The 18,033-nt window shown below is 67.2% G+C and carries 15 protein-coding genes; 12 read left to right on the top strand and 3 right to left on the bottom strand.

The features are described from left to right. Nucleotides 1-6 precede the first annotated feature (6 nt). From HLA95_RS12630 to HLA95_RS12620, 3 genes are all read left to right on the top strand, one after another. Nucleotides 7-444: a DoxX family protein gene (locus HLA95_RS12630; protein WP_191060453.1), complete on the top strand. Its 438-nt coding sequence runs from the start codon at nucleotides 7-9 to the stop codon at nucleotides 442-444. A gap of 68 nt (nucleotides 445-512) precedes the next feature. After that, the gene (locus HLA95_RS12625; protein WP_191060454.1) at nucleotides 513-1,427 is read left to right on the top strand and encodes a LysR family transcriptional regulator; all 915 of its coding nucleotides are present in this window, start codon (nucleotides 513-515) and stop codon (nucleotides 1,425-1,427) included. 467 nt (nucleotides 1,428-1,894) lie between these two features. After that, nucleotides 1,895-2,560, top strand: coding sequence for a hypothetical protein (locus HLA95_RS12620; RefSeq protein ID WP_191060455.1), 666 nt, complete (start codon nucleotides 1,895-1,897; stop codon nucleotides 2,558-2,560). A gap of 98 nt (nucleotides 2,561-2,658) precedes the next feature. On the opposite strand, the gene HLA95_RS12615 is transcribed toward HLA95_RS12620, so the two are convergent. Then, complete coding sequence (locus HLA95_RS12615) at nucleotides 2,659-3,546, bottom strand: NAD-dependent epimerase/dehydratase family protein (RefSeq protein WP_191060456.1); 888 nt, start codon at nucleotides 3,544-3,546, stop codon at nucleotides 2,659-2,661. Between the two features lie 652 nt (nucleotides 3,547-4,198). Here HLA95_RS12615 and HLA95_RS12610 point away from each other — a divergent pair. From HLA95_RS12610 to HLA95_RS12600, 3 genes are all read left to right on the top strand, one after another. Next, on the top strand, nucleotides 4,199-4,834 hold the full coding sequence (locus HLA95_RS12610; RefSeq protein WP_222183521.1) for a hypothetical protein: 636 nt from the start codon (nucleotides 4,199-4,201) through the stop codon (nucleotides 4,832-4,834). A 336-nt stretch (nucleotides 4,835-5,170) separates the two neighbouring features. Then, nucleotides 5,171-6,121, top strand: coding sequence for a 3-hydroxyacyl-CoA dehydrogenase family protein (locus tag HLA95_RS12605; RefSeq protein ID WP_191059649.1), 951 nt, complete (start codon nucleotides 5,171-5,173; stop codon nucleotides 6,119-6,121). Continuing rightward, entirely contained in the window at nucleotides 6,118-6,882 is a 765-nt protein-coding gene (locus HLA95_RS12600; RefSeq protein WP_191059650.1) for an SDR family NAD(P)-dependent oxidoreductase, read from the top strand. The genes HLA95_RS12605 and HLA95_RS12600 overlap by 4 nt, the downstream gene beginning before the upstream one ends. Before the next feature lie 96 nt (nucleotides 6,883-6,978). Here the strand turns inward: HLA95_RS12600 and HLA95_RS12595 are convergent, their stop codons facing one another. Further along, entirely contained in the window at nucleotides 6,979-8,112 is a 1,134-nt protein-coding gene (locus HLA95_RS12595) for a glycoside hydrolase family 5 protein (protein ID WP_191059651.1), read from the bottom strand. Between the two features lie 487 nt (nucleotides 8,113-8,599). Here HLA95_RS12595 and HLA95_RS12590 point away from each other — a divergent pair, with 487 nt between their 5' ends. The 6 genes from HLA95_RS12590 to HLA95_RS12565 all read left to right on the top strand — a co-directional run bounded on the left by HLA95_RS12590 (nucleotide 8,600) and on the right by HLA95_RS12565 (nucleotide 16,591). Continuing rightward, complete coding sequence (locus HLA95_RS12590; RefSeq protein WP_222183520.1) at nucleotides 8,600-9,463, top strand: glycosyltransferase; 864 nt, start codon at nucleotides 8,600-8,602, stop codon at nucleotides 9,461-9,463. Continuing rightward, on the top strand, nucleotides 9,447-10,784 hold the full coding sequence (locus tag HLA95_RS12585; RefSeq protein ID WP_191059653.1) for an O-antigen ligase family protein: 1,338 nt from the start codon (nucleotides 9,447-9,449) through the stop codon (nucleotides 10,782-10,784). The genes HLA95_RS12590 and HLA95_RS12585 overlap by 17 nt, the downstream gene beginning before the upstream one ends. A 165-nt stretch (nucleotides 10,785-10,949) precedes the next feature. After that, nucleotides 10,950-11,837 carry a class I SAM-dependent methyltransferase gene (locus HLA95_RS12580; protein WP_191059654.1) on the top strand — a complete coding sequence of 296 codons (888 nt, stop codon included), beginning with the start codon at nucleotides 10,950-10,952 and terminating at the stop codon, nucleotides 11,835-11,837. Between the two features lie 16 nt (nucleotides 11,838-11,853). After that, on the top strand, nucleotides 11,854-13,044 hold the full coding sequence (locus HLA95_RS12575; protein WP_222183518.1) for a glycosyltransferase: 1,191 nt from the start codon (nucleotides 11,854-11,856) through the stop codon (nucleotides 13,042-13,044). Further along, the gene (locus HLA95_RS12570; protein WP_191061600.1) at nucleotides 13,041-14,330 is read left to right on the top strand and encodes a lipopolysaccharide biosynthesis protein; all 1,290 of its coding nucleotides are present in this window, start codon (nucleotides 13,041-13,043) and stop codon (nucleotides 14,328-14,330) included. Before HLA95_RS12575 ends, HLA95_RS12570 begins: the two co-directional genes overlap by 4 nt. Continuing rightward, on the top strand, nucleotides 14,321-16,591 hold the full coding sequence (locus HLA95_RS12565) for a GumC family protein (protein WP_222183516.1): 2,271 nt from the start codon (nucleotides 14,321-14,323) through the stop codon (nucleotides 16,589-16,591). The genes HLA95_RS12570 and HLA95_RS12565 overlap by 10 nt, the downstream gene beginning before the upstream one ends. A gap of 3 nt (nucleotides 16,592-16,594) precedes the next feature. Here HLA95_RS12565 and HLA95_RS12560 read toward each other — a convergent pair whose 3' ends face one another. Then, on the bottom strand, nucleotides 16,595-18,031 hold the full coding sequence (locus HLA95_RS12560) for an exopolysaccharide biosynthesis polyprenyl glycosylphosphotransferase (RefSeq protein WP_191061841.1): 1,437 nt from the start codon (nucleotides 18,029-18,031) through the stop codon (nucleotides 16,595-16,597). Between the last annotated feature and the right edge of the window lie 2 nt (nucleotides 18,032-18,033).

Raw genomic sequence — 18,033 nt, 5'->3', positions numbered from 1 at the left:
TGCACCATGATCGATCAGCGTCTGGCTCCCTACGGTGTTTTTGCTCTGCGCGCCGCGCTGGGCATCATGTTCATCGCCCACGCCTACCTGAAGTACGGTGTCTTCACCGTCGCCGGCTTCGAGAACTTCCTCGGCTCCGTCGGCCTGCCTGCCCTCTTCGCCTGGCCGATCATCCTCGCCGAGGCGGCCGGCGGTATCGCCCTCCTCGTGGGTTTCCACAGCCGGCTCGTCTCGGTGCTGCTCTTGCCGGTACTGCTGGGTGCCCTGGCCATCCACGCTCCCAACGGCTGGGTGTTCAATGCACCGAACGGCGGCTGGGAGTATCCGGCCTTCCTGGCGATCACCGCCCTTGCCCAGGCGTTCGCCGGTGACGGCGCCTTCGCGATGAAGCGGACGGCCGTCCCGGCACTGGGCACTGGCAAGCCGGCGATCCGCATGGCCTGATGCCGGGCACCTTTTCGCTGCCGGGGCCGGCGGCCACGTCGCCGGCCCCGCCGTATGACCAGGAGCCGATGGCCGACGCGTTCGAGAAGCTCGCCTGGGACGACCTCCGCGTGGTGCGTGCCATTGCGGAGACGCAAGGGCTGCCCGCTGCCGCCGCGAAGCTCGGCGTGAACCACTCCACCGTGTTTCGGCGCCTGCGCCAGATCGAGGAGCAGCTCGGGATCGTCCTGTTCGAGCGTCACCGCACCGGCTACGTCCCGACGGCCGCGGGCGAGGAAATCGTGGCCCTGGCTGCACGCCTGGACGAGGAGATCACCGCCGTCACCCGCAGGCTGGCAGGGCGCGGCAACAGCCCGGCCGGCGAACTGCGTGTCACCACCAGCGACAGCCTGCTCGTCCACCTGCTGACGCCGCTGTTCGCCCGGTTCCGCCAGGCCTGTCCGGACATGTGCCTCGATGTCGTCCTGACCAATCAGGCGCTCAACCTGTCCAAGCGCGACGCCGACGTCGCGATCCGGGCCACTGAGCATCCGCCGGAGAACCTGGTCGGGCGCCGCTTGGCGAAGATCGCCTGGGCACTCTATGGCCGTGCCACCGACTTCCCGATTCCGCTGGAAGGCGAAGCAGACCTGCATGGCCGCGCCTGGGTCTCCCTTGGCGATGACCTCGCCACCGTCCACGCCGTCCGCCGCGTCCGCGCCCAGGTGGCGCCCGAGCGGATCGTCTACAAGGTCAACACCGTGCTGGGTGCGGCCGAGGCGGTGCAGGCCGGGATCGGCATCGGCTACCTGCCCTGCTTCATCGGCGACACGATGCCGGCGCTGGTCCGGCTCGCCCCGTCCGACCCGGCACTCGCCGACGATCTCTGGCTCCTGACCCACCCGGACCTGCGCCATGCACCCCGGGTCCGGGCATTTTCCGACTTCCTCGCGCGCGAGATCGGCCGGTCGCGCCGGCTGATCGAAGGCGTGTCAGCAGGCTGACCTGGCCCATTCCCGTAGCCGGGCTTTTGCCGGAGGCAGTGGGCCGCGGCTGCCGAAGTCGCTGGCGGATCGCCGGCATGGGATTCTGTCACGGCTTTCCTGGACAGGAGGACGCGCGCAACTGCGGGTACCATGGCCTACGGCTCACTCCTTACCGCTTCCATCGACAGCCCAACAGATCTTCAAGAAATGATCCGCGAATCTGTCCGCGACTGAAGGTAATTCTTCAGTTACGTGCTAGGATCGGCGGTCGCCATGCGGATCGCATGAGTGATAAATATCAATCGAGGGCCAGAATCGCATGATAGCATGGATGGTGTGGCAACAGGTTTCTGCCGAGACCCCCTAAGGGTGTCAGTCATATCGATACTGTCTCGATGAGGCAGTAGGACGATTGGCTGGTGTGCTGGCAGAATTACTGGTGCGCAGTGTCGGATTGGTTTCCGATCATTCAGGAGGACACTTCAATGCAACCTGCTATCCACAGAGCCAGCGTCGTCGCCCTCAGCCTCGCCACCCTCGTCGCCGTGCCGTTCAGCCAGGCCGCGGCGTCGACCGACTTCCCGGTCTGCTACAAGGTCATCGATCGGGACGACAACAAGGCCCACAACCCCGGCTATTACTCGCCGGAACGCCTCGTGCTCGACGTGGCGTTCCACTCCTACCTGAAGACAACTCGGTCGGGCGGTAAGCAGACCGTCTATGACGCGGACGGCAAGCACACCTACTGGGAGGGCGGCTCCGGCCACAATTTCAAGGATGACGACCACACGGTCATGGCGGTGTTCGACGGCGCCATCGTGACGTCGAACTATGCCTGGAAGCAGCCCAAGGGCGCCCATCTGGGCGGTACGTCCTACTTCGTCCGTGACCCGGACGAGCGTGGCTACGGGCCGGAAGGCGGCCCCTACTACAGCCCGATCCACTGGGAATGCACGTCCAGGCAGATCCATGCCGCCCCGGATACCTGGAGATGCACCATCTCCTACCAGTACTTCGATGGGAGCGACAAGTCCGGCCGCTACGAGTACCGAGGCGTATACCTGAAGAAGGTCAAGCACAATCGCGACGAGAAGTGCGACATCTTCCAGGATACCGACAACTACTATCCCGACAACCACTACAGCGAATAAATTCTGGCGCGGACCCGTGCTGTCCGGATGGATCGGCGTTCGAGCTGCGGCCGCGGGCATCCCCGCGGCCGCTTGCGCATCCAGGCCTGCCGGATCGGTCAGGCCGTGCCGCCCAGCACCTGCCAGACATCATCCTTGGGCCGGTAGCCCAGCAGCGCCTCGGTCGGCCCCAGGTCCCACGGGGCGCCGCCATTGGCCGACATGGCGTTCACGACGATGCCGGGTGCAGGCCAGCCGGCCGCGTCGGCCAGGACGGCACCCTGCACCACGCCGACCAGATCCCGATTGGACAGCCACATGTTGCGGAACCAGCGCAGCGCGCGCTGGCCGCCTTCGTCCAGCGGGTCGGCGCTCTGCTGGGGCGTGCCCGTGCCGGTGATGGTGCGCGGATGGTTCTCGCCGGGCTGGCACCAGCCGATGCGCAGGGCGACCGCGGTGAGACCACCACGCTCGGCCTCCATCACGCACAGGCGCTCGCCCATCAGCTTGGCGGTGGCATAGGCGGTCGAATCCTGCACCCCGTTGCCGCTGTCCCAGAGCGTGCCGACCTTGGGCGGCGTGTCCGGCCGCAGCGAGCCGGCACGCTCCGCCTCGGGCAGGTCCTTGTAGCGGCCCATGACGTGGTTCGAGGTGGCGAACACCAGCCGGCGCGGCCGGCCCTCCCGGGCCGCGGCCACGACATTGATCGTCATGTCGAACGACGCGGCGGAATCGGTCCAGGTCGCCTCGGGATAGGGAACCTGGGCAGCCAGATGGATGATCGCGTCCGCCTGCTCGATCGCCTCCCGCCAGGCGGGACCGGCACGATCGGTCAGGTCGCCGGTAACGGCCCGGGCCTTGTCGGTGCCGAAGCCCGGCTCGGGCAGGACCCGGTCGATCGCCAGGATCGCGCCGCACCAGTCCTGCGGGGCGAAGGCCGCGATCAGCTTGCGGCCGAGATTGCCATTGGCGCCGGTGATGGCGAGGGTCAGGGGCTTGGCGGTCATCGTCGGTTCTGCTCGCTCTTGAGAAGGGTTGCTGTCTCGGGTTGCCGCCCGCGGCAGGCATGCGCCGCCGCCAGACCTGGCTGATCCGCCTTTCGCGTGCCTGCGACCGCAGCACGCCAACTGCAAGTGCCGGCACCGTGCGTCAAGGCTCCGCGGCGGCCACAGCCGCTTGCCTGTGCAGGCACTGGCGGCCGATTTTCATTCGGACGACAGCCTGTCCAAGCCGATCGGGTCCTTGCGGGCACAAGGGCAGCACCATGATCACGGTGTGTGCCCGTTCCCCGATTGCTGTGCCGGCTTCCGGAACAAAAATTACGCGGACGTCAGAACGCGGAAGGAACGCTGCTATGGGTGATGCACGTAGCAGGACGGGTCCGAGCCACCGCCGGCGCGTCCTGGGCCAGCTGACGGGCAGCCGAGGGAAGCGGGCGGCTATCAGGAACGCATCAGAGTACTACGCGCGGCCTGATATTCCGGAAATAATCACGTTCCCGTGATCTGGTGTGATACCCAAAGTAGTGCCGAGAAATTTCATGGTAGAACCCTATCCGTGACGACGGGTTAATTCTTCCGGAAAAAAGAAATCACTATCCGGAAATAGGCGGAACCAAGTTTTGTTTTTGTTCTGTTCATGCTGCCGCAGAATGGTGGCATGCCCGTCCTTGCGCAGGAGAGTTTTCTTACTCTGGAGGACATGTTCATGTTCGCAGCTACGGTCCGGACCAGCGTTTTCGCGCTGAGCCTCGCTGCCATGGCGGCCATTCCCTTCGAGCAGGCTTCAGCGCGTGACTTCCCCGTCTGCTACAAGACCAAGGAATATGAGCCGACCAGGCTCGTCCTGAACGTCGCCTTCCATTCGCGACTGCCGACCACCAAGCTCACAGGCAAGCAGGAAGTCTGGGATGCGGCGGGCAAGCATAGCTACACCGAGAACCACAAGAACGTGATGGCGGTGTTCGACGGCGCGATCGTGACATCGGCGCCGACCAAGCATCGATACGGTCAGCCCAAGGGCGCTCATCTGGGTGGCACTTCCTACTTCGTCCGCGGCGGCACCGGCATTGGTCCGCAGAACGGCACGAAGAACCCGATGGATTGGGAATGCACGTCGGCCGAGCCCAGCCCGATCCCCAGCACCTGGGCCTGCACGCTCAAGTCGGACGACCACAAGAACGGTATTCCGGTCACGCTGTACCGGTTGAAGCACGCCGATAAGGAATGTGACGTCTTCCAGGACACCTACGACAATCCGAAGCCGCACAATCCGAAGCCGTCCAAGCCGCACTGACCGCCGGTTTCGTTGCGGGCAGCCGCCTCCGGCTGCCCGTCATCGGCTGACGATCGCGATCGCCACGGTGGGCTTGCGTCCACCGTGGCACGTCGTCGTGGAGCACGCAGTCCGTCTCTCGCCCTTGACGCGGGCAGGTGGCGAAAATACGCCTGCCGGTGCGGCAGCAAGCTGCCGCGAGCGGAGGCCGTACCAGCAAGCCATGAACGATAGAGGCGTTCCGCCGATGCGACCGTGCGGGCAGCAGCTCGGATCATCGCGGTGCCATCCGGCAGGAACGGCCGGTTCGGGATCCGTTCGTCCCTTCCTTGGATCCTGAACCGCCGGAGCATTGTCATGAAGCAGGTTGCAGTGATCGGTGCCGGGCTAATGGGCCATGCACTGGCGCTGGTCTTCGCGCTGGGTGGGCATCGCGTCCGGCTGACCGACAGCAACCCGACCACGCTCGACGGCTCGATGGCGCTGATCGAGAAGGCTGCGGCCACCCTGGTGTCGGCCGGCGAGGCGGACCCTTCCTGGACGCCGGCCAAGCTCTCCGAGGTGATCACCCGCCACGAGACCCTGGCGGACACGGTGCAGGGGGCGGAACTGATCATCGAGGCGGTGGTCGAGCTGCCCGACGTCAAGACCGCCCTGTTCCGGGAGCTCGACGCGCTGGCCGGGCCCGATGCCGTCTTCGCCAGCAACACGAGCAATCTCGACGTGTTCCCGCTGATCCCCCGGCATCGCTGGAAGCGCTCCCTGATCGCGCATTGGTACTCGCCGCCCTATCTCGTGGACCTGGTCGACGTGGTGCCCACACCCGAGACCGATCCGGCGGTGACCGCCGAGCTCAAGGCGATGCTGGAGGCGATGGGCAAGGTGCCGGTCGTGTTCCGCAAGTTCGTCACCGGCTACGTCGCCAACCGCATCCAGGAGGCGATCGCGCTCGAGACCTACCGCCTGCTCGACGAGGGCGTGGTAACGGCCGAGGAGATCGACCAGTCGGTGATCCACGGCCTGGCCCTGCGCATGCCGATCCTGGGCGTGATGGGCAAGGCGGACTTCGCCGGGCTCGGGGTGATCCGCGACAACCTGAAGAATGCCACCTACCAGCCGCCCGCGGTGACCGGCCGCTCCGAGAGCCTGGAGCGTGCGGTCGAGGCCGGCCATACCGGCGTGCGCGCGGGCAAGGGCTTCTATGACTGGGGCGGCCGCACGGCGGCCGAACTGTTCCAGGACCGTGACAACCGACTGCTCGCGCTGAAGAAAGCCCTGCGCGACATCAAGCCGATGGTGCCGCGATGATCAGCTACGACCTCAAGGGCAAGACCGCGCTGGTGACCGGGGGCGCCTCTGGCATCGGCCTCGCCACGGTCGAGATGCTGCTGCGCTTCGGCGCGACCGTCGCCGTCAACTACCTGCCGGACGATCCGCGCGGCGAGCAGGAACTGGCCCGTCTGGCAGAGGCCGGCGGCAAGGTGGTGGCGGCACCCGGCGACGTGGGCAAGCCCGGCGAGGCGGAGGCGATGGTGGAGGCCGCAGTCCGCGAGCTGGGCGGCCTCGACCTGCTGGTGAACAATGCCGGCACGCCCGCCACCCGCAAGCTGATCCCGCCCCAGGATCTCGACGCGGTGAGCGAGGAGATCTGGTCGACCATCTGGAACGTGAACCTGGTCAGCGTGTTCCGCTGCACCAGGGCGGCTGCGGCCACGCTCAAGAAGCGGCACGGCTCCGTGGTCAATACCGCTTCGATCGCCGGGCTCGGCAGGGTCGGCAGCTCGATCGCCTACAGTGCCGGCAAGGCCGCCCTGATCAACCTGACCAAGGACCTGGCCCGCGCCCTGGCGCCCGAAGCCAGGGTCAACGCGATCGCACCGGGCGCGGTCGACAGCCCCTGGATGGTCGAGTGGACCGATGAGCAGCGCACGGGCTCGATCGAGCAGTCCCTGCTCAAGCGCCGCAACCAGCCCTCCGACCTGGCCGACGTCATCCTGTTCCTGGCATTCGGCACGAAGATGGTCACCGGCCACACCGTGCCGGTCGACGCGGGCCTGCTGCTGGCCTGATCGAGCCGGGCGAAGAGCCCCATCCTGTTCCCTTGCCCGGGCCGGTGGCAGCACCGCATCCGGGCAAGGGGGCCGGCGGCTTCGCCCTTCAGGAGATCAATCGGTCCGTTCGATCAGGTCCAGCAGATAGTTGCGCTTGGTCTGGTTGATGGTCGTCCAGTCGGGTTCCAGCAGGCCGCGGGGCTCGCCGTTGGCGTTCCAGGACCACCACACCCAGTCCATGTTCTTGGTTTCGAGGTAGTCGGCCATCTTGTTGGCCCACTGCACGTCGCGGCTGGTCTCCAGCCGCGAGCCGAACTCGCCGAGCAGGAGGGGGGCGATGTTCTGCGTCTCGATGAAGCCCCAGTGCGACTCCCAGACCGCCGGCAGATTGTTCGGGTAGTTGCTGGCCTGATACCAGGGCTGCTCGTGCAGGGACGGCGGGTAGTCGTGCGGAGAATAGACCAGCCGCTTCGGGGTGTTCAGGACGATCGGATGCGTGGCCACCGGGGTCAGGCCGCCGCCCCACCAGTACCACTGGTTATTGTGGACGCGCAGGCCCTCCACGATGATCAGCCAGTTGGGGTTGACCTGGTGGATCGCATCGCCTGCGGCCTTGGCGGCGCGTGCCCAGTCATCGGCAGCACCCGTGCCCCAGGTGCCGGACGGCTCGTTGTGCAGGTCCGCGCCGATCACGGTGGTGTTGCCGGCATAGCGTGCCGCCAGCATCTGCCAGTCGGCGATCCACTGCGATTCCGGACGCGTGCTGCTGTACCACTTGCCGTCATTGCCATCGGGCAGGCGGCTGTGATTGTCCAGGATCACCCGCAGCCCGTGGCTGCCGGCCGTCGCGATGATCTTGTCCATGATCTGGAGAGGTGTGAGGCCCTCCAGGTCGGTGTTGAGGCGGTACTTGATGCTGCTGACGTTGCTCGCAGTTCCGGACAGCATCGCGCTGGAGAACGGCAGGCGGATCGTGTTGAAGCCGAGCGACGCGATCTGCGCGATCATCGCCTCGTAGTTGCGTTCCCACAGGCCGTGCACGACCATGTTCTGCGTCTCGAACCCGAACCAGTTCAGGCCGAGGATGTGAGCTTCACGGGATTGGCTGTCGACGATCTTGTTGCCGCTCGTCTTCAAGTAGCCACCTGGGATCGCGTTCGTGGTAACCGCCATCGCGCCAGTGGCGGCTACCATGAACGCAGGAACAGCGGCCAGGAAGGCCGCAAGAACCAGCTTGATGCGCAGCATGTTCATTCCAATCGGCAGACCCTCAAAAGCGAGGGGTGAGGCCTCATTTTGTTCTTGTGACGGCCTGGATATTTCCCGGCCAATAAAGCTTCTGCCTTACGTCATTCAGGATAAGCCGCTGTCCTGCGGCGCTGCCACGGCCAAAACAGCGCAGGGCTGGTCACCTAGAAATGGTATTGTCCCAGAGAATTATCTTATTTTGTTTCGTGGGATCTGACGCTAGCTTAGCGAAGCCTGCGATTATGCCGGAAAGAGGCGTGAAATCTTGAAAATCTGGGCTTGGCCAGGGCTGCAGGAGCGACAAGTAAACCCATACACGTGGTTGCTGTATTCGCCGATGCTGGCAAAGGGCGTTCAGGTCCGTGAATACCGGCGCTGGTCGTTGCGGGTGCCCGATTGTGATGTCCTTCATGTTCATTGGCCAGAAAGCGTGTTCTGGGGGCGGATCGCCGATGCGGGCACGCTGGCTAAAGAATTATGCGCCCGCATGACTTTGGCTAAAGTTGACCGGGTGCGCCGCCGCAACGGCATCCTGGCCTGGACCGCCCATAATCTGGCGCCTCATGCCGCAATGGATGCCGCAGGTGCCAGGATCTGGCAGCACTACTTCTCCGCCTTCCTCGACAGGGTCGATCTTGTCATCAGCCTGACCCATGCGGCCGAGCAGGTGCTGCTGGACACCTACCCACAGTTGCACGCACGCCACAGGGCTGTCGTGCCTCATCCCCACTATCGGACCGCCTATCCGCCGCGGACGGCACGGCCGGCGGCCCGGGCGGCGATGGGGCTGCCAGCCGGCGGCACCGTCATCTATTCGATCGGCTACATGCGGCCCTCCAAGGGGCTGGACACGCTGATCACGGCGTTCCGGTCCTGTGCCCGGGACGGAGAGATGCTGGTGATCGCCGGGGGCGCAGATCCGGACTACGCGGAACGGCTGCGGGCTCTCGCGGGCGACGACGGCCGTGTGCGGATCATGGCGCGGCATCTGGACGACCAGCAGGTCACGACGCTGGTGTCCGCAGCCGATGGTTTCGTCCTCAACCACGAGACCGTGCTGAACTCGGGCAGCCTGCTCCTGGCGCTTTCGTTCGACCGGCCGGTGCTGGCGCGCCTCCAGGGTTCGCTCACCGAGCTTGCCGAGATGGTCGGGCCGGAATGGGTGACGCCGCTGGATGGGCCGATCGAGCCAGCGCCGCTGCGCGCCTTCCTCGACTCCCTCCAGCGACGCCCGGAGCCGGGGCAGGCGCCCTTGTCCGCCCTGGACCCGGACGCGATCTCGATGGCCACGCTGGAGCATTATTCCCGTGCGCTGGCGTCCCGGCGGAGCGGCCATGTCGCTGCGCGCTGAAGCGGCCGGCACATCCGGGTGGACAGGGCAGCCCGGCCTGTTCACCCGCCTCCTGCTCAGCGGCGTGCTGGCCGACCTGCTCGTTCTGCTGCTGATCCTGTACTGCACGCGGGTACTGACCCCGGTTCTGAGCGCACCGGACTTCATCGATCTCGAGGTGGCGGCGCACCTGCAGGCGACCTCGGAAAGCAACCGCTTCAACCAGTTGTTCTGGCTGGGCGCCACCCTGCTGGGCATATTGGCGATCCTGCCGTCCTGGCGCCGTTGCCTGGCTCTGGCGACCGAACGCCATGCCTGCCTGCTCGCCCTGGTCGGGCTCGCCCTGGTGAGCGCCGCCTGGGCGATGGAACCCGGCATCTCGATTCGCCGCTCGCTTCAGCAGGCCATGATCGTGTTCTGCGTGCTGGCTGCATCCTTGGGCGTTGCGTCGACCGCGCGCTGCCACCGGCTCCTCCATCTGGGGCTCGTGATCGCGTTGCTGGGCAACCTGGCGGCCCTGCTGGCGCTGCCTTCCGCCTTCGACTGGCGCGGCGACTTCCGCGGGATCTACGACGACAAGAACGGCCTGGGTGCGATCGCCATCATAGCCGTGCTGGTCGGTGGCACCATCCATGCGGAACTCGGCCGGGTCGGACGGTTCCTCAACCTCGCCTATCTAGCCGGCTGGATGCTGGCCCTGGTCCTGGCCGGCTCGAAGACGTCGATCGGGCTGCTGGTACTGGTACCCTGCGTCTACCTGGTCCTGCAGACCATGGCGCGCAGCACCAGGCTCGGCATCGGCCTGCACCTCACCGCCTGGGCGATCGTGGTGATGGCGCTCCTGGGATTCGTCACCCATGGCATGGGCATCCCCCCCGGCCGGCTCGCCGCCATGGTCATGCCCGATCCGACCTTCACCGACCGGGACGTCATCTGGGAGTTCGTCCTGGAGCAACTCGATGGCCATTGGCTGCTGGGCTACGGCTACCAGTCCTTCTGGAATATCGGTCCCGGCTCACCCAACCTCGCAGCGGACCTGCCCTTCATTCACCTGCTCAACCAGGCCCATAACGGCTATCTCGACGTCATCCTGTTCATCGGGCTGCCCGGGCTGGCCCTCATGATGGGCAGCTTCCTGCAAGCCTTCGCGGCACTGCCCGCCCTGCGCCACGAGCAGCCGGCATTGTATCGCCTGTGCTGCTGGCTGATCATTTTCGCCCTCATGCACAACGGCATGGAAAGCTCGCTGCTGCGCGGTTATGTACCGGTGTGGATCTTCCTGCTGTTCGCTTTCGCCATCGCCGGTAGATCGGCCACAGAAACCAGACCTTCGGCAGATTGATCTACACTGTTCTGGAAAATCAGATGACTGCGCTTGGAAGTCACCTTGACATAATCAGGATTCCAGTCATCTTTTCTGTGGCGGCTGTCCGGGAGATGGCCTCCGGTCGCGGTCTCCCTGCTCATGAGTGGCTTGGTCCGACCGACGCGTAGCTGGAACTCGATGATGCCAAGCGCGATTGACCCTGGCGTGCGCTACGCTGTCCCCTTGCGCCTCGATTCGGAAACGCTGGCCAGGATCGGCGAGGTGGAGCATCTGCGCTCCGGCAACTATGCCGATCTCGACGTGACGTTGACGCTGGAGTTCTTCCGCAAGCGCTACGTGGCGCAGATCGACAAGTTCCGGACGATCGACGCGCAGACGGTGGTCGCCGACCTGGGTGCGGGCTATGGCTGGCTCGCCATGGCGTTCGCCATGTTCACGCCGGCCAGGGTGATCGCGGTCGAGATGGACGGGCCGCGCCTGGAAGCCGGCCGGGAGATCGCGAAGATCCTGGGCGTGGCAGACCGGATCGAGTGGCATGTCGGTGCGCTCGGCTCCCTGCCGCTGCCGGACGGCTGCTGTGACATCGCCTATTGCGTCGAGGTGCTGGAGCATGTGGGCGGCGATCCTGCCGCGGTGCGCGACCTTGCCCGGGTTTCGCGCGATCTGGTCGTGCTGACGACGCCGAACCTGTGGTTCCCGGTCATCGCGCACGACACCGAGCTACCGTTCTGCCACTGGCTGCCGATGCCGGTGCGGCAGGTCTATGCCGGCCTGTTCAAGCGCAATGACCGGGAGAACAACAACATCTTCTGGTCGCCTCTGGCGATCCGCCGGCTGATGCCGGAGTACGAGGTCGTCTCGGGTTTCCTTCACTACCGGTCGCTGGACGACTTCCTGGCGACCTTCCCGTTCCACCTGCCCTATATCGGCCGCGGCCGGGTCGACCGGGTCGGCCGGCTGCAGGGGCTCTATTACCGGCTGGCCGCCCGCCTTGGCGGCGCTTCCAGCTTCGTCCTGCCCAACCTCGCCTGCGTCCTGCGGCGGGTTGCGCCCGCATCGTCCGCGTAAACGCCCACGGTCAGCCATGGCGCCTGATCCGACCGCCGGTCCGGCCGTGCAGTATCCGCCGCGGCGCCGGATCCTGCACCTCGCCGTCGACTATCCGGATGCCCATGACCGGACGAAGACGCTCGCCATCCGCAACTTCGTCAAGGCGAACCCGGCGGTCGACCATGTGGTCGTGGCACTCACCCGGACCGGCGACCCGAGGCAGGTCGACCTGATCCGCGGCGACGGTGCCGGCGACCAATTGGTCTATTCGATGCGCTACTGGGGGCCGCCGTTCGGCATGCTGCTGTTCCCCTCGATGGCGATCGTGGCGCGCCGCATCCGGGCGCTCATGGAGCAGGAGGGGATCCGGGTCGATCTGGTCCATGCCCACAAGCTCTGCTTCGAGGGCATCAGCGGCTATCTCCTGTCCCGCTGGCTGCGGGTCCCGCTGGTCTGCTCGATCCGTGCCGAGGCAGAATCGAAGATCCTGCGCTACCTGCCGCACTACCGCCCGCTGATCCGCCGGATCGTGCGGCACAGCCGGCGCCTCTACTACGTGTCGCTGTGGTATCGCGGGGAGATCGAGCGGCTGTTCCCCGAGGCGCAGCCCCTTGGGCGGGAACTGCCGAACTTCTGCCCAGGGACGCGGCTGGCGGCGGATGCGGTGCCGGATCCGTGCCGCCTGGTGACCATCCTCCATCTCGACATCTACAAGAAGAAGGGGCTGGGCCGGCTGCTGCCGGCCTTCGCGCGCCTGGCCGCCAGGCGGCCCGGCCTGTCGCTGGACATCATCGGGCGCGGCCGGCCCGGGACGATCACCGAGATCGAGGCGCTGATCGCCCGGTACGGCCTGACCGGCCGGGCGCGGCTGGTGGGGGCGGTGCCGCACGCGGAACTGCTGGCCCGGCTGCCGCGCTACGGCGTCATGTGCCTGCCCAGCCACAACGAGACCTTCGGCATGGTCTATGTCGAGGCGATGCTGAGCGGCGTGCCGATCCTCTACTCGCGCGGCACCGGCATCGACGGCTTCGTCGAGGGCATAGACGCCGCGGTCGGCTGTGATCCCAACTCGGTGGACTCGATCCTGGCCGGGCTGGAGGAACTGCTGGATCGGCACGGTACGCTGCGCGCCACGCTGCTGGCGCAGCACGACCAGATCGCGGCGCGCTTTGCCGCCGGGCCTCATGTCGAGCGCTACAACCGCGAGCTCGGGCTGGTCGCATGATCGGCCGCCTCCGCAGCCCGCTGGTGCTGTCCATGGCCGACCAGATCCTGGTCAGCGCCACCAATCTGATCCTGACCTTCTGGCTGATCCACCACTGGGCGCCCGCCAAGTTCGGTGCCTTCGCCATCGTGCTGAGCGTCTCGCTCACCGGCTTGGCTGCACACCAGGCCCTGGCGGGCTCGCAGCTCGCCCTGCTGCTCGTCCGCGCCACCGGCCCGGCGGAGCGGCAGGAAGTGCTGGCCACCACCTGGCTGGTCGCCGTCGGGGTGGCGGTGCTGGTGGGAACCGCGACCGCGATCGGGTTCGAGTTCTTCAGCGACGCCCATCGCTGGGCCACGCCCCTGCTCAGCGGCCTGTTCGTCGCCCTGCAGATCTGCCGCGAGCATGTGCGGACCTACCACTTCACCCGGCGGGAGGCGGGGCAGGTCCTGCTGAACGACCTGCTACAGACCCTGACCGTCCTCGTGGTCCTGGCTGGCGCTGTCTGGGCCGGGATCGAGATCAGCATGATGCTGGTGGTCGGCACGCTCTGCATCGCCACCGTGCTGGCCTGCGCCTCGACGCTGATGCGCCAGCCCGGCGACTTCGCCCTGCGGTTCGACCGCGAGGTGCGGCAGCGCCTGCGGCGGCTCTGGGGCGAGCACGCGCGCTGGGCGCTGATGGGCGCTGCCGCATCGGAGATGCAGACCCGCGGCCATGTCCTGGCGGTAAGCACCTTCTTCAGCGTGGCCGACCTGGGCGTCATCCAGGCTGCCCTGACCCTAATGCGCCCAGTGGGCCTGCTGGGGAGCGCCTGGAGCAAGGTCGCCCGGCCGGCGATGGCGCGGGACTTCGCCGAGCGCCGCCCGACGGCGGCGATGCGCTTCGCCAATCTCAGCGCGCTGGGCTTCATCGGCGCGACCCTGGCCTATCTCGTGCTGCTCTGGCTGGGCTGGCCCCATCTGTCCGCCAGCGTCCTGCCCGCCGAGTATCGCGGCATCGGTGCGGCCCTGCCGCTATGGGGCCTGGCGACGCTGGTGGGGCTCCTACGCACCGTCTACAGCCTGGAGGCACAGTGCGTGCCGCTGTTCCGCCAGTCCTTCTATGCCAGCATGATCGCGATGCTCACCATCTTCGTGGGCCTGGCGATCGCCGTGCTGGTCGGTACGGCCACCTCGACGATCCTGGTGATCGCGATCGGCGAAGCCGCTGCGCTGGTGGCCCTGATCCTCATCATCCGCAGGCATGTCGACCGGATGCGGCCGGCACCGACTCTGCCCAGTGAAGGCTCGACGCCATGGCATTGATGGACGTCCGCAGCGCCCAGCCGCGGCCCGGGGCGCAGGGCGGCGTGCGGGCGATGTTCAGCGGCGCGTTCGACGAGTTCCCGGGCCCGTCCGAGATCCTGCGCGTCCTCCGGCGCCACAAGCTCCTGATCGCCGGCATCGTCCTGCCGCTGACGCTGCTGGCGAGCCTCTACGGGGCGCTGGCGCCGGAGCGCTACTCGGCGACCGCGATGATGGCGCTCAACCCCAAGGACGCGCCGCTGCCCAATCTCGGCACGATCCCGGGCCAGCTGATCCGCGACATGCCGATCCTGGAGACGCAGCTCCACGTGATCCTCTCACCGGTCGTGCTGGGCGAGGTGGCCGACCGGCTGGAGCTGGCCAGCAACCCGGACTTCGTCGATCCGCCGAGCGTGAAGGGCAGGCTGATGGCCCTCCTGAAGGAACAGGCAGCGCCGTTCACCGACTGGCTGGACGAGCTCCGGCGGCTGCTGCGCAGCGAGCCGGACGAGCCCGCAGAGCAGATGACCCGGGACGAGATCATCGAGCGGCTGGCCGAGGACATCGGCGTCCAGCAGGTCGGCCAGAGCTATGCGATGACCCTGTCCTACCGGGCGGCCGATCCGGTGCTGGCCGCCGCGGTCGTCAACGAGACGGCCCGTACCTATATCCGCCAGCAGCTCGACGCCAAGCTGCAGACCACGGGCGGTGCCGGAGACTATCTGGAGGTCCGGCTGGCGGAGCTGCGCGACGAGGTGGAGCGGACCGATAGCCAGCTCGAGACCTATCGCGCCGAGAACGCGCTGCCGGTCGACGGGACCGAGGAGGTGCTGTCGCGGCGGATCGCCGACCTCAACCTGGAGCTGATCGACACCCGCAGCCAGATCGCGGTGACCGAGGCACGGGTGCGTGGCCTCGAGGAGCTGCGGGGGAGCGGCGACCCGGTGGCGCTCGCCCGTGCCCTGGACAGCCAGACCGCCGAGCAGCTCGCCCTGGAGGCCGCCAGCCTGGCGCGGCGGCGCTCGGAGCTCCTCCTGACCTTCGGACCGGAGCATCCGTCGGTGCAGGCCCTGCGGGCCGACGAGACCGCCTTGCGCCGCACGATCCGCGAGGAGGCCGAGCGCGGCCTGGCGGCGGTGGTGCGTGACCTGGACCTCCTGCGGGTCAAGGCGGGGGAGATCGGCAACGAGATCGCGGCCGCGCAGGACCAGATCGCGCGCGACCAGCACGCCATGGTCCGGATCGCCAACCTCAAGCGCGACGCCGAGGTCAACCGGCGCCTGTACGAGGAGATGCTGACCCAGCGCAAGCTCCTGGCCGAGCAGCGATCCCTGGTCCAGCCGGACGTGGAGCTGGTGGCGGAGGCCTCGCCCGACATCGAATCGAGCTCGCCGCCATTCCTGTTCTACCCGGTGGTCGGTTTCATCGGCTCGGGCGCGCTCGCGATCCTCCTGGCGCTGATCCGCGACCGGTCCGATCCGCGCGTGCGCTCGGCGCGCCAGGTCGAGCGGCTGACCGGGCGACCCGTGGTGGCGCGGCTGCCGAACGTGCCGCGCCTGCGCCGCCAGCGGCCGGAAGCCCATGTCGCCAATAACCCCAACGGCGCCTATGCCGAGATGCTGCGCCACATCTACCGCGATCTCGAGGCGGAGCGGCCGGACCGGGAATCGCTGGTGGCGCTGTTGACCAGTGCCGCACCGGGCGAGGGCAAGTCGTCCACGGCCTCGGGTCTGGCCGGCCTGCTGCGCCGCTCGGGCAAGCGAGTGGCGGTGGTCGACCTCGACCTGCGTCGCCCGCGCCTGGCCAGGCTGTTCGACCAGGACGACCTGGGGCCGACGGTCAACGACCTGCTGGCCCTGCCCCCCGAGGGCTGGGAGCGCGACATGGCCGGGCTGCTGGCCAGGCCGTTTTTGGTGCTGCCGGCCCATGCCGCCGGCGACGAGGTCCTGCCGCTCCTGGAAAGCCGGCAACTGGCGGCGACGTTGCGGGCGTTGCGGCTGCACTACGATTTCGTGCTGCTCGATACCCCGCCCGTGCTGCCGACCAGCGACGCCGTGTTCCTCAGTCGCTACGCCGATGCCGTGCTGGTGGTCTGCCGCTGGCTGGGGACGGAGGTGAGTGCCGTCCGCGAGGCCTGCGAGCGGATGGCGCAGCGGCCGGCACCGTCGCTGCTGGGCATCGTGGTCAACCGGATCGATCCGTCCGGCTACGGGACGTACGCCCAGAGCTATGGCGAGCAGGTGCCGCTGGAGGGCAGCTATCCCTATGGGAGCAAGGGCTGAAGCCTATTTGCCTTCCCGGGCGATCATCCCGATCATCGTGCGGTAGATGATCCACAGGTCGAACCAGATCGAGTTGTTGCGCACATAGTAGCAGTCCATCTCGATCCGCTCGCGGAAGGTGCGCTGGTTGCGCCCGGAGACCTGCCAGAAGCCGGTGATGCCGGGGCGGACGATGCTCAGCATGTCGGTGGCGGGGCCCAGCTTGCTCACCTCGTCCATGGTGTAGGGCCTGGGGCCGACGATGCTCATCTCGCCCCGCCAGACATTGATGAGCTGGGGCAGCTCGTCGAGGCTGGTGGCCCGCAGGAACCGGCCGATCTTGGTCACGCGCGGGTCGTTGTCGAGCTTGCGGAACCGCGCATATTCCCGCTCGGCTTCTGGGTTGCTAAGGAAGTGCCGGCGCAGGCGGCGCTCACCGTCCGTGTACATGGTCCGGAACTTCATGGCGGTGAACTGCTGGTCGGCCCCGGCCCAGCGCGGCTGGGCGAAGATCGCGGGCCCGGGGCTGTCGGCGCGGATCATGGCCGAGATCAGCGCGAACAGGGGCCAGAGGACGACCAGGGCCACGCCGCTGACTACCTTGTCGAAGGCGCGCTTGAGCCAAGCGGAGAGCGGGGGCGGGCGCTCGTTGCCGGCCTGGATCGCGAGCATGCCGCCCACCGGCCGTACCGTGGAGCTCAGGCTGATCAGGTCGTGGCAGCTCGGCACCAGCAGGATCTTCTCGAAGATCCCGGTGGTGTAGAGGCGCAGGATGAAGGTCCGCTCCACCGACTGCTCGACGATGATCGCGGTCGTGGTCATGCTGAACAGCTTGGCGTGCTCGCCGAGCTCGCGGAAGCGGATGATCGGGATCCCCTGATATTCCTCGGGGATGTAGATCGAGCTCTCGTCGACGATGCAGACGGCGCGCAGGCCCATGTGCGGGTAGAAGGCGAGCTGGCGCACGATGCCGTAAGCCGCTTCGCCGCCGCCGAAGATGAACACGGGCTGCTGCCAGCGGCCGAGCCGCATCAGGATGCGGCGTGCCGCTGGTTCGCCCATGCCCAGCACGATCCCGGCCAGGAGCACCGGCCAGAACGAAAAGTGCGGATCCTCCCGCGCATCCAGCCAGCCCACCAGCTCGGCCAGGCCCAGGCTCGTGATCAGCGCCATGCCCACGGCCAGCATGACCTTCTGCATCCGCTGGGCGCGGGCCAGCCCATGCCCGGGATAGAGCCCCAGCAGGGCCTTGCAGCCGATGAAGCTCGCCAGCTGGAGGAGGAGCAGCAGCTCCTCATTGAGCCCGCGCCAGCCGCCGAACAGCAGGCTCAGCGCCAGGACGAGGCTCAGCAGGATCGTGTCGATCACGACCAGGCCGATGCCGGCGCTGCGCTCGGACACGGCCACCGGCCGGCGTGAGCGCTTGGTGGCCGTGTTCTCGAGAAGGATGTTGGTGGCCAATT

Origin of the sequence: Geminicoccus harenae, assembly GCF_019800005.1 — a bacterium.
GTDB lineage: Bacteria > Pseudomonadota > Alphaproteobacteria > Geminicoccales > Geminicoccaceae > Geminicoccus > Geminicoccus harenae.
Note: the sequence above shows the minus strand (reverse complement) of the source record. Positions and strands in the feature narration are given on the sequence as shown.

What these genes read in the sequence shown, in the direction of transcription:
- HLA95_RS12630 (WP_191060453.1), top strand. Translation starts at nt 7, where the DNA reads ATGATCGATCAGCGTCTGGCTCCCTACGGTGTTTTTGCTCTGCGCGCC.
- HLA95_RS12625 (WP_191060454.1), top strand. Translation starts at nt 513, where the DNA reads ATGGCCGACGCGTTCGAGAAGCTCGCCTGGGACGACCTCCGCGTGGTG.
- HLA95_RS12620 (WP_191060455.1), top strand. Translation starts at nt 1,895, where the DNA reads ATGCAACCTGCTATCCACAGAGCCAGCGTCGTCGCCCTCAGCCTCGCC.
- HLA95_RS12615 (WP_191060456.1), bottom strand. Translation starts at nt 3,546, where the DNA reads ATGACCGCCAAGCCCCTGACCCTCGCCATCACCGGCGCCAATGGCAAT.
- HLA95_RS12610 (WP_222183521.1), top strand. Translation starts at nt 4,199, where the DNA reads ATGCCCGTCCTTGCGCAGGAGAGTTTTCTTACTCTGGAGGACATGTTC.
- HLA95_RS12605 (WP_191059649.1), top strand. Translation starts at nt 5,171, where the DNA reads ATGAAGCAGGTTGCAGTGATCGGTGCCGGGCTAATGGGCCATGCACTG.
- HLA95_RS12600 (WP_191059650.1), top strand. Translation starts at nt 6,118, where the DNA reads ATGATCAGCTACGACCTCAAGGGCAAGACCGCGCTGGTGACCGGGGGC.
- HLA95_RS12595 (WP_191059651.1), bottom strand. Translation starts at nt 8,112, where the DNA reads ATGCTGCGCATCAAGCTGGTTCTTGCGGCCTTCCTGGCCGCTGTTCCT.
- HLA95_RS12590 (WP_222183520.1), top strand. Translation starts at nt 8,600, where the DNA reads ATGACTTTGGCTAAAGTTGACCGGGTGCGCCGCCGCAACGGCATCCTG.
- HLA95_RS12585 (WP_191059653.1), top strand. Translation starts at nt 9,447, where the DNA reads ATGTCGCTGCGCGCTGAAGCGGCCGGCACATCCGGGTGGACAGGGCAG.
- HLA95_RS12580 (WP_191059654.1), top strand. Translation starts at nt 10,950, where the DNA reads ATGCCAAGCGCGATTGACCCTGGCGTGCGCTACGCTGTCCCCTTGCGC.
- HLA95_RS12575 (WP_222183518.1), top strand. Translation starts at nt 11,854, where the DNA reads ATGGCGCCTGATCCGACCGCCGGTCCGGCCGTGCAGTATCCGCCGCGG.
- HLA95_RS12570 (WP_191061600.1), top strand. Translation starts at nt 13,041, where the DNA reads ATGATCGGCCGCCTCCGCAGCCCGCTGGTGCTGTCCATGGCCGACCAG.
- HLA95_RS12565 (WP_222183516.1), top strand. Translation starts at nt 14,321, where the DNA reads ATGGCATTGATGGACGTCCGCAGCGCCCAGCCGCGGCCCGGGGCGCAG.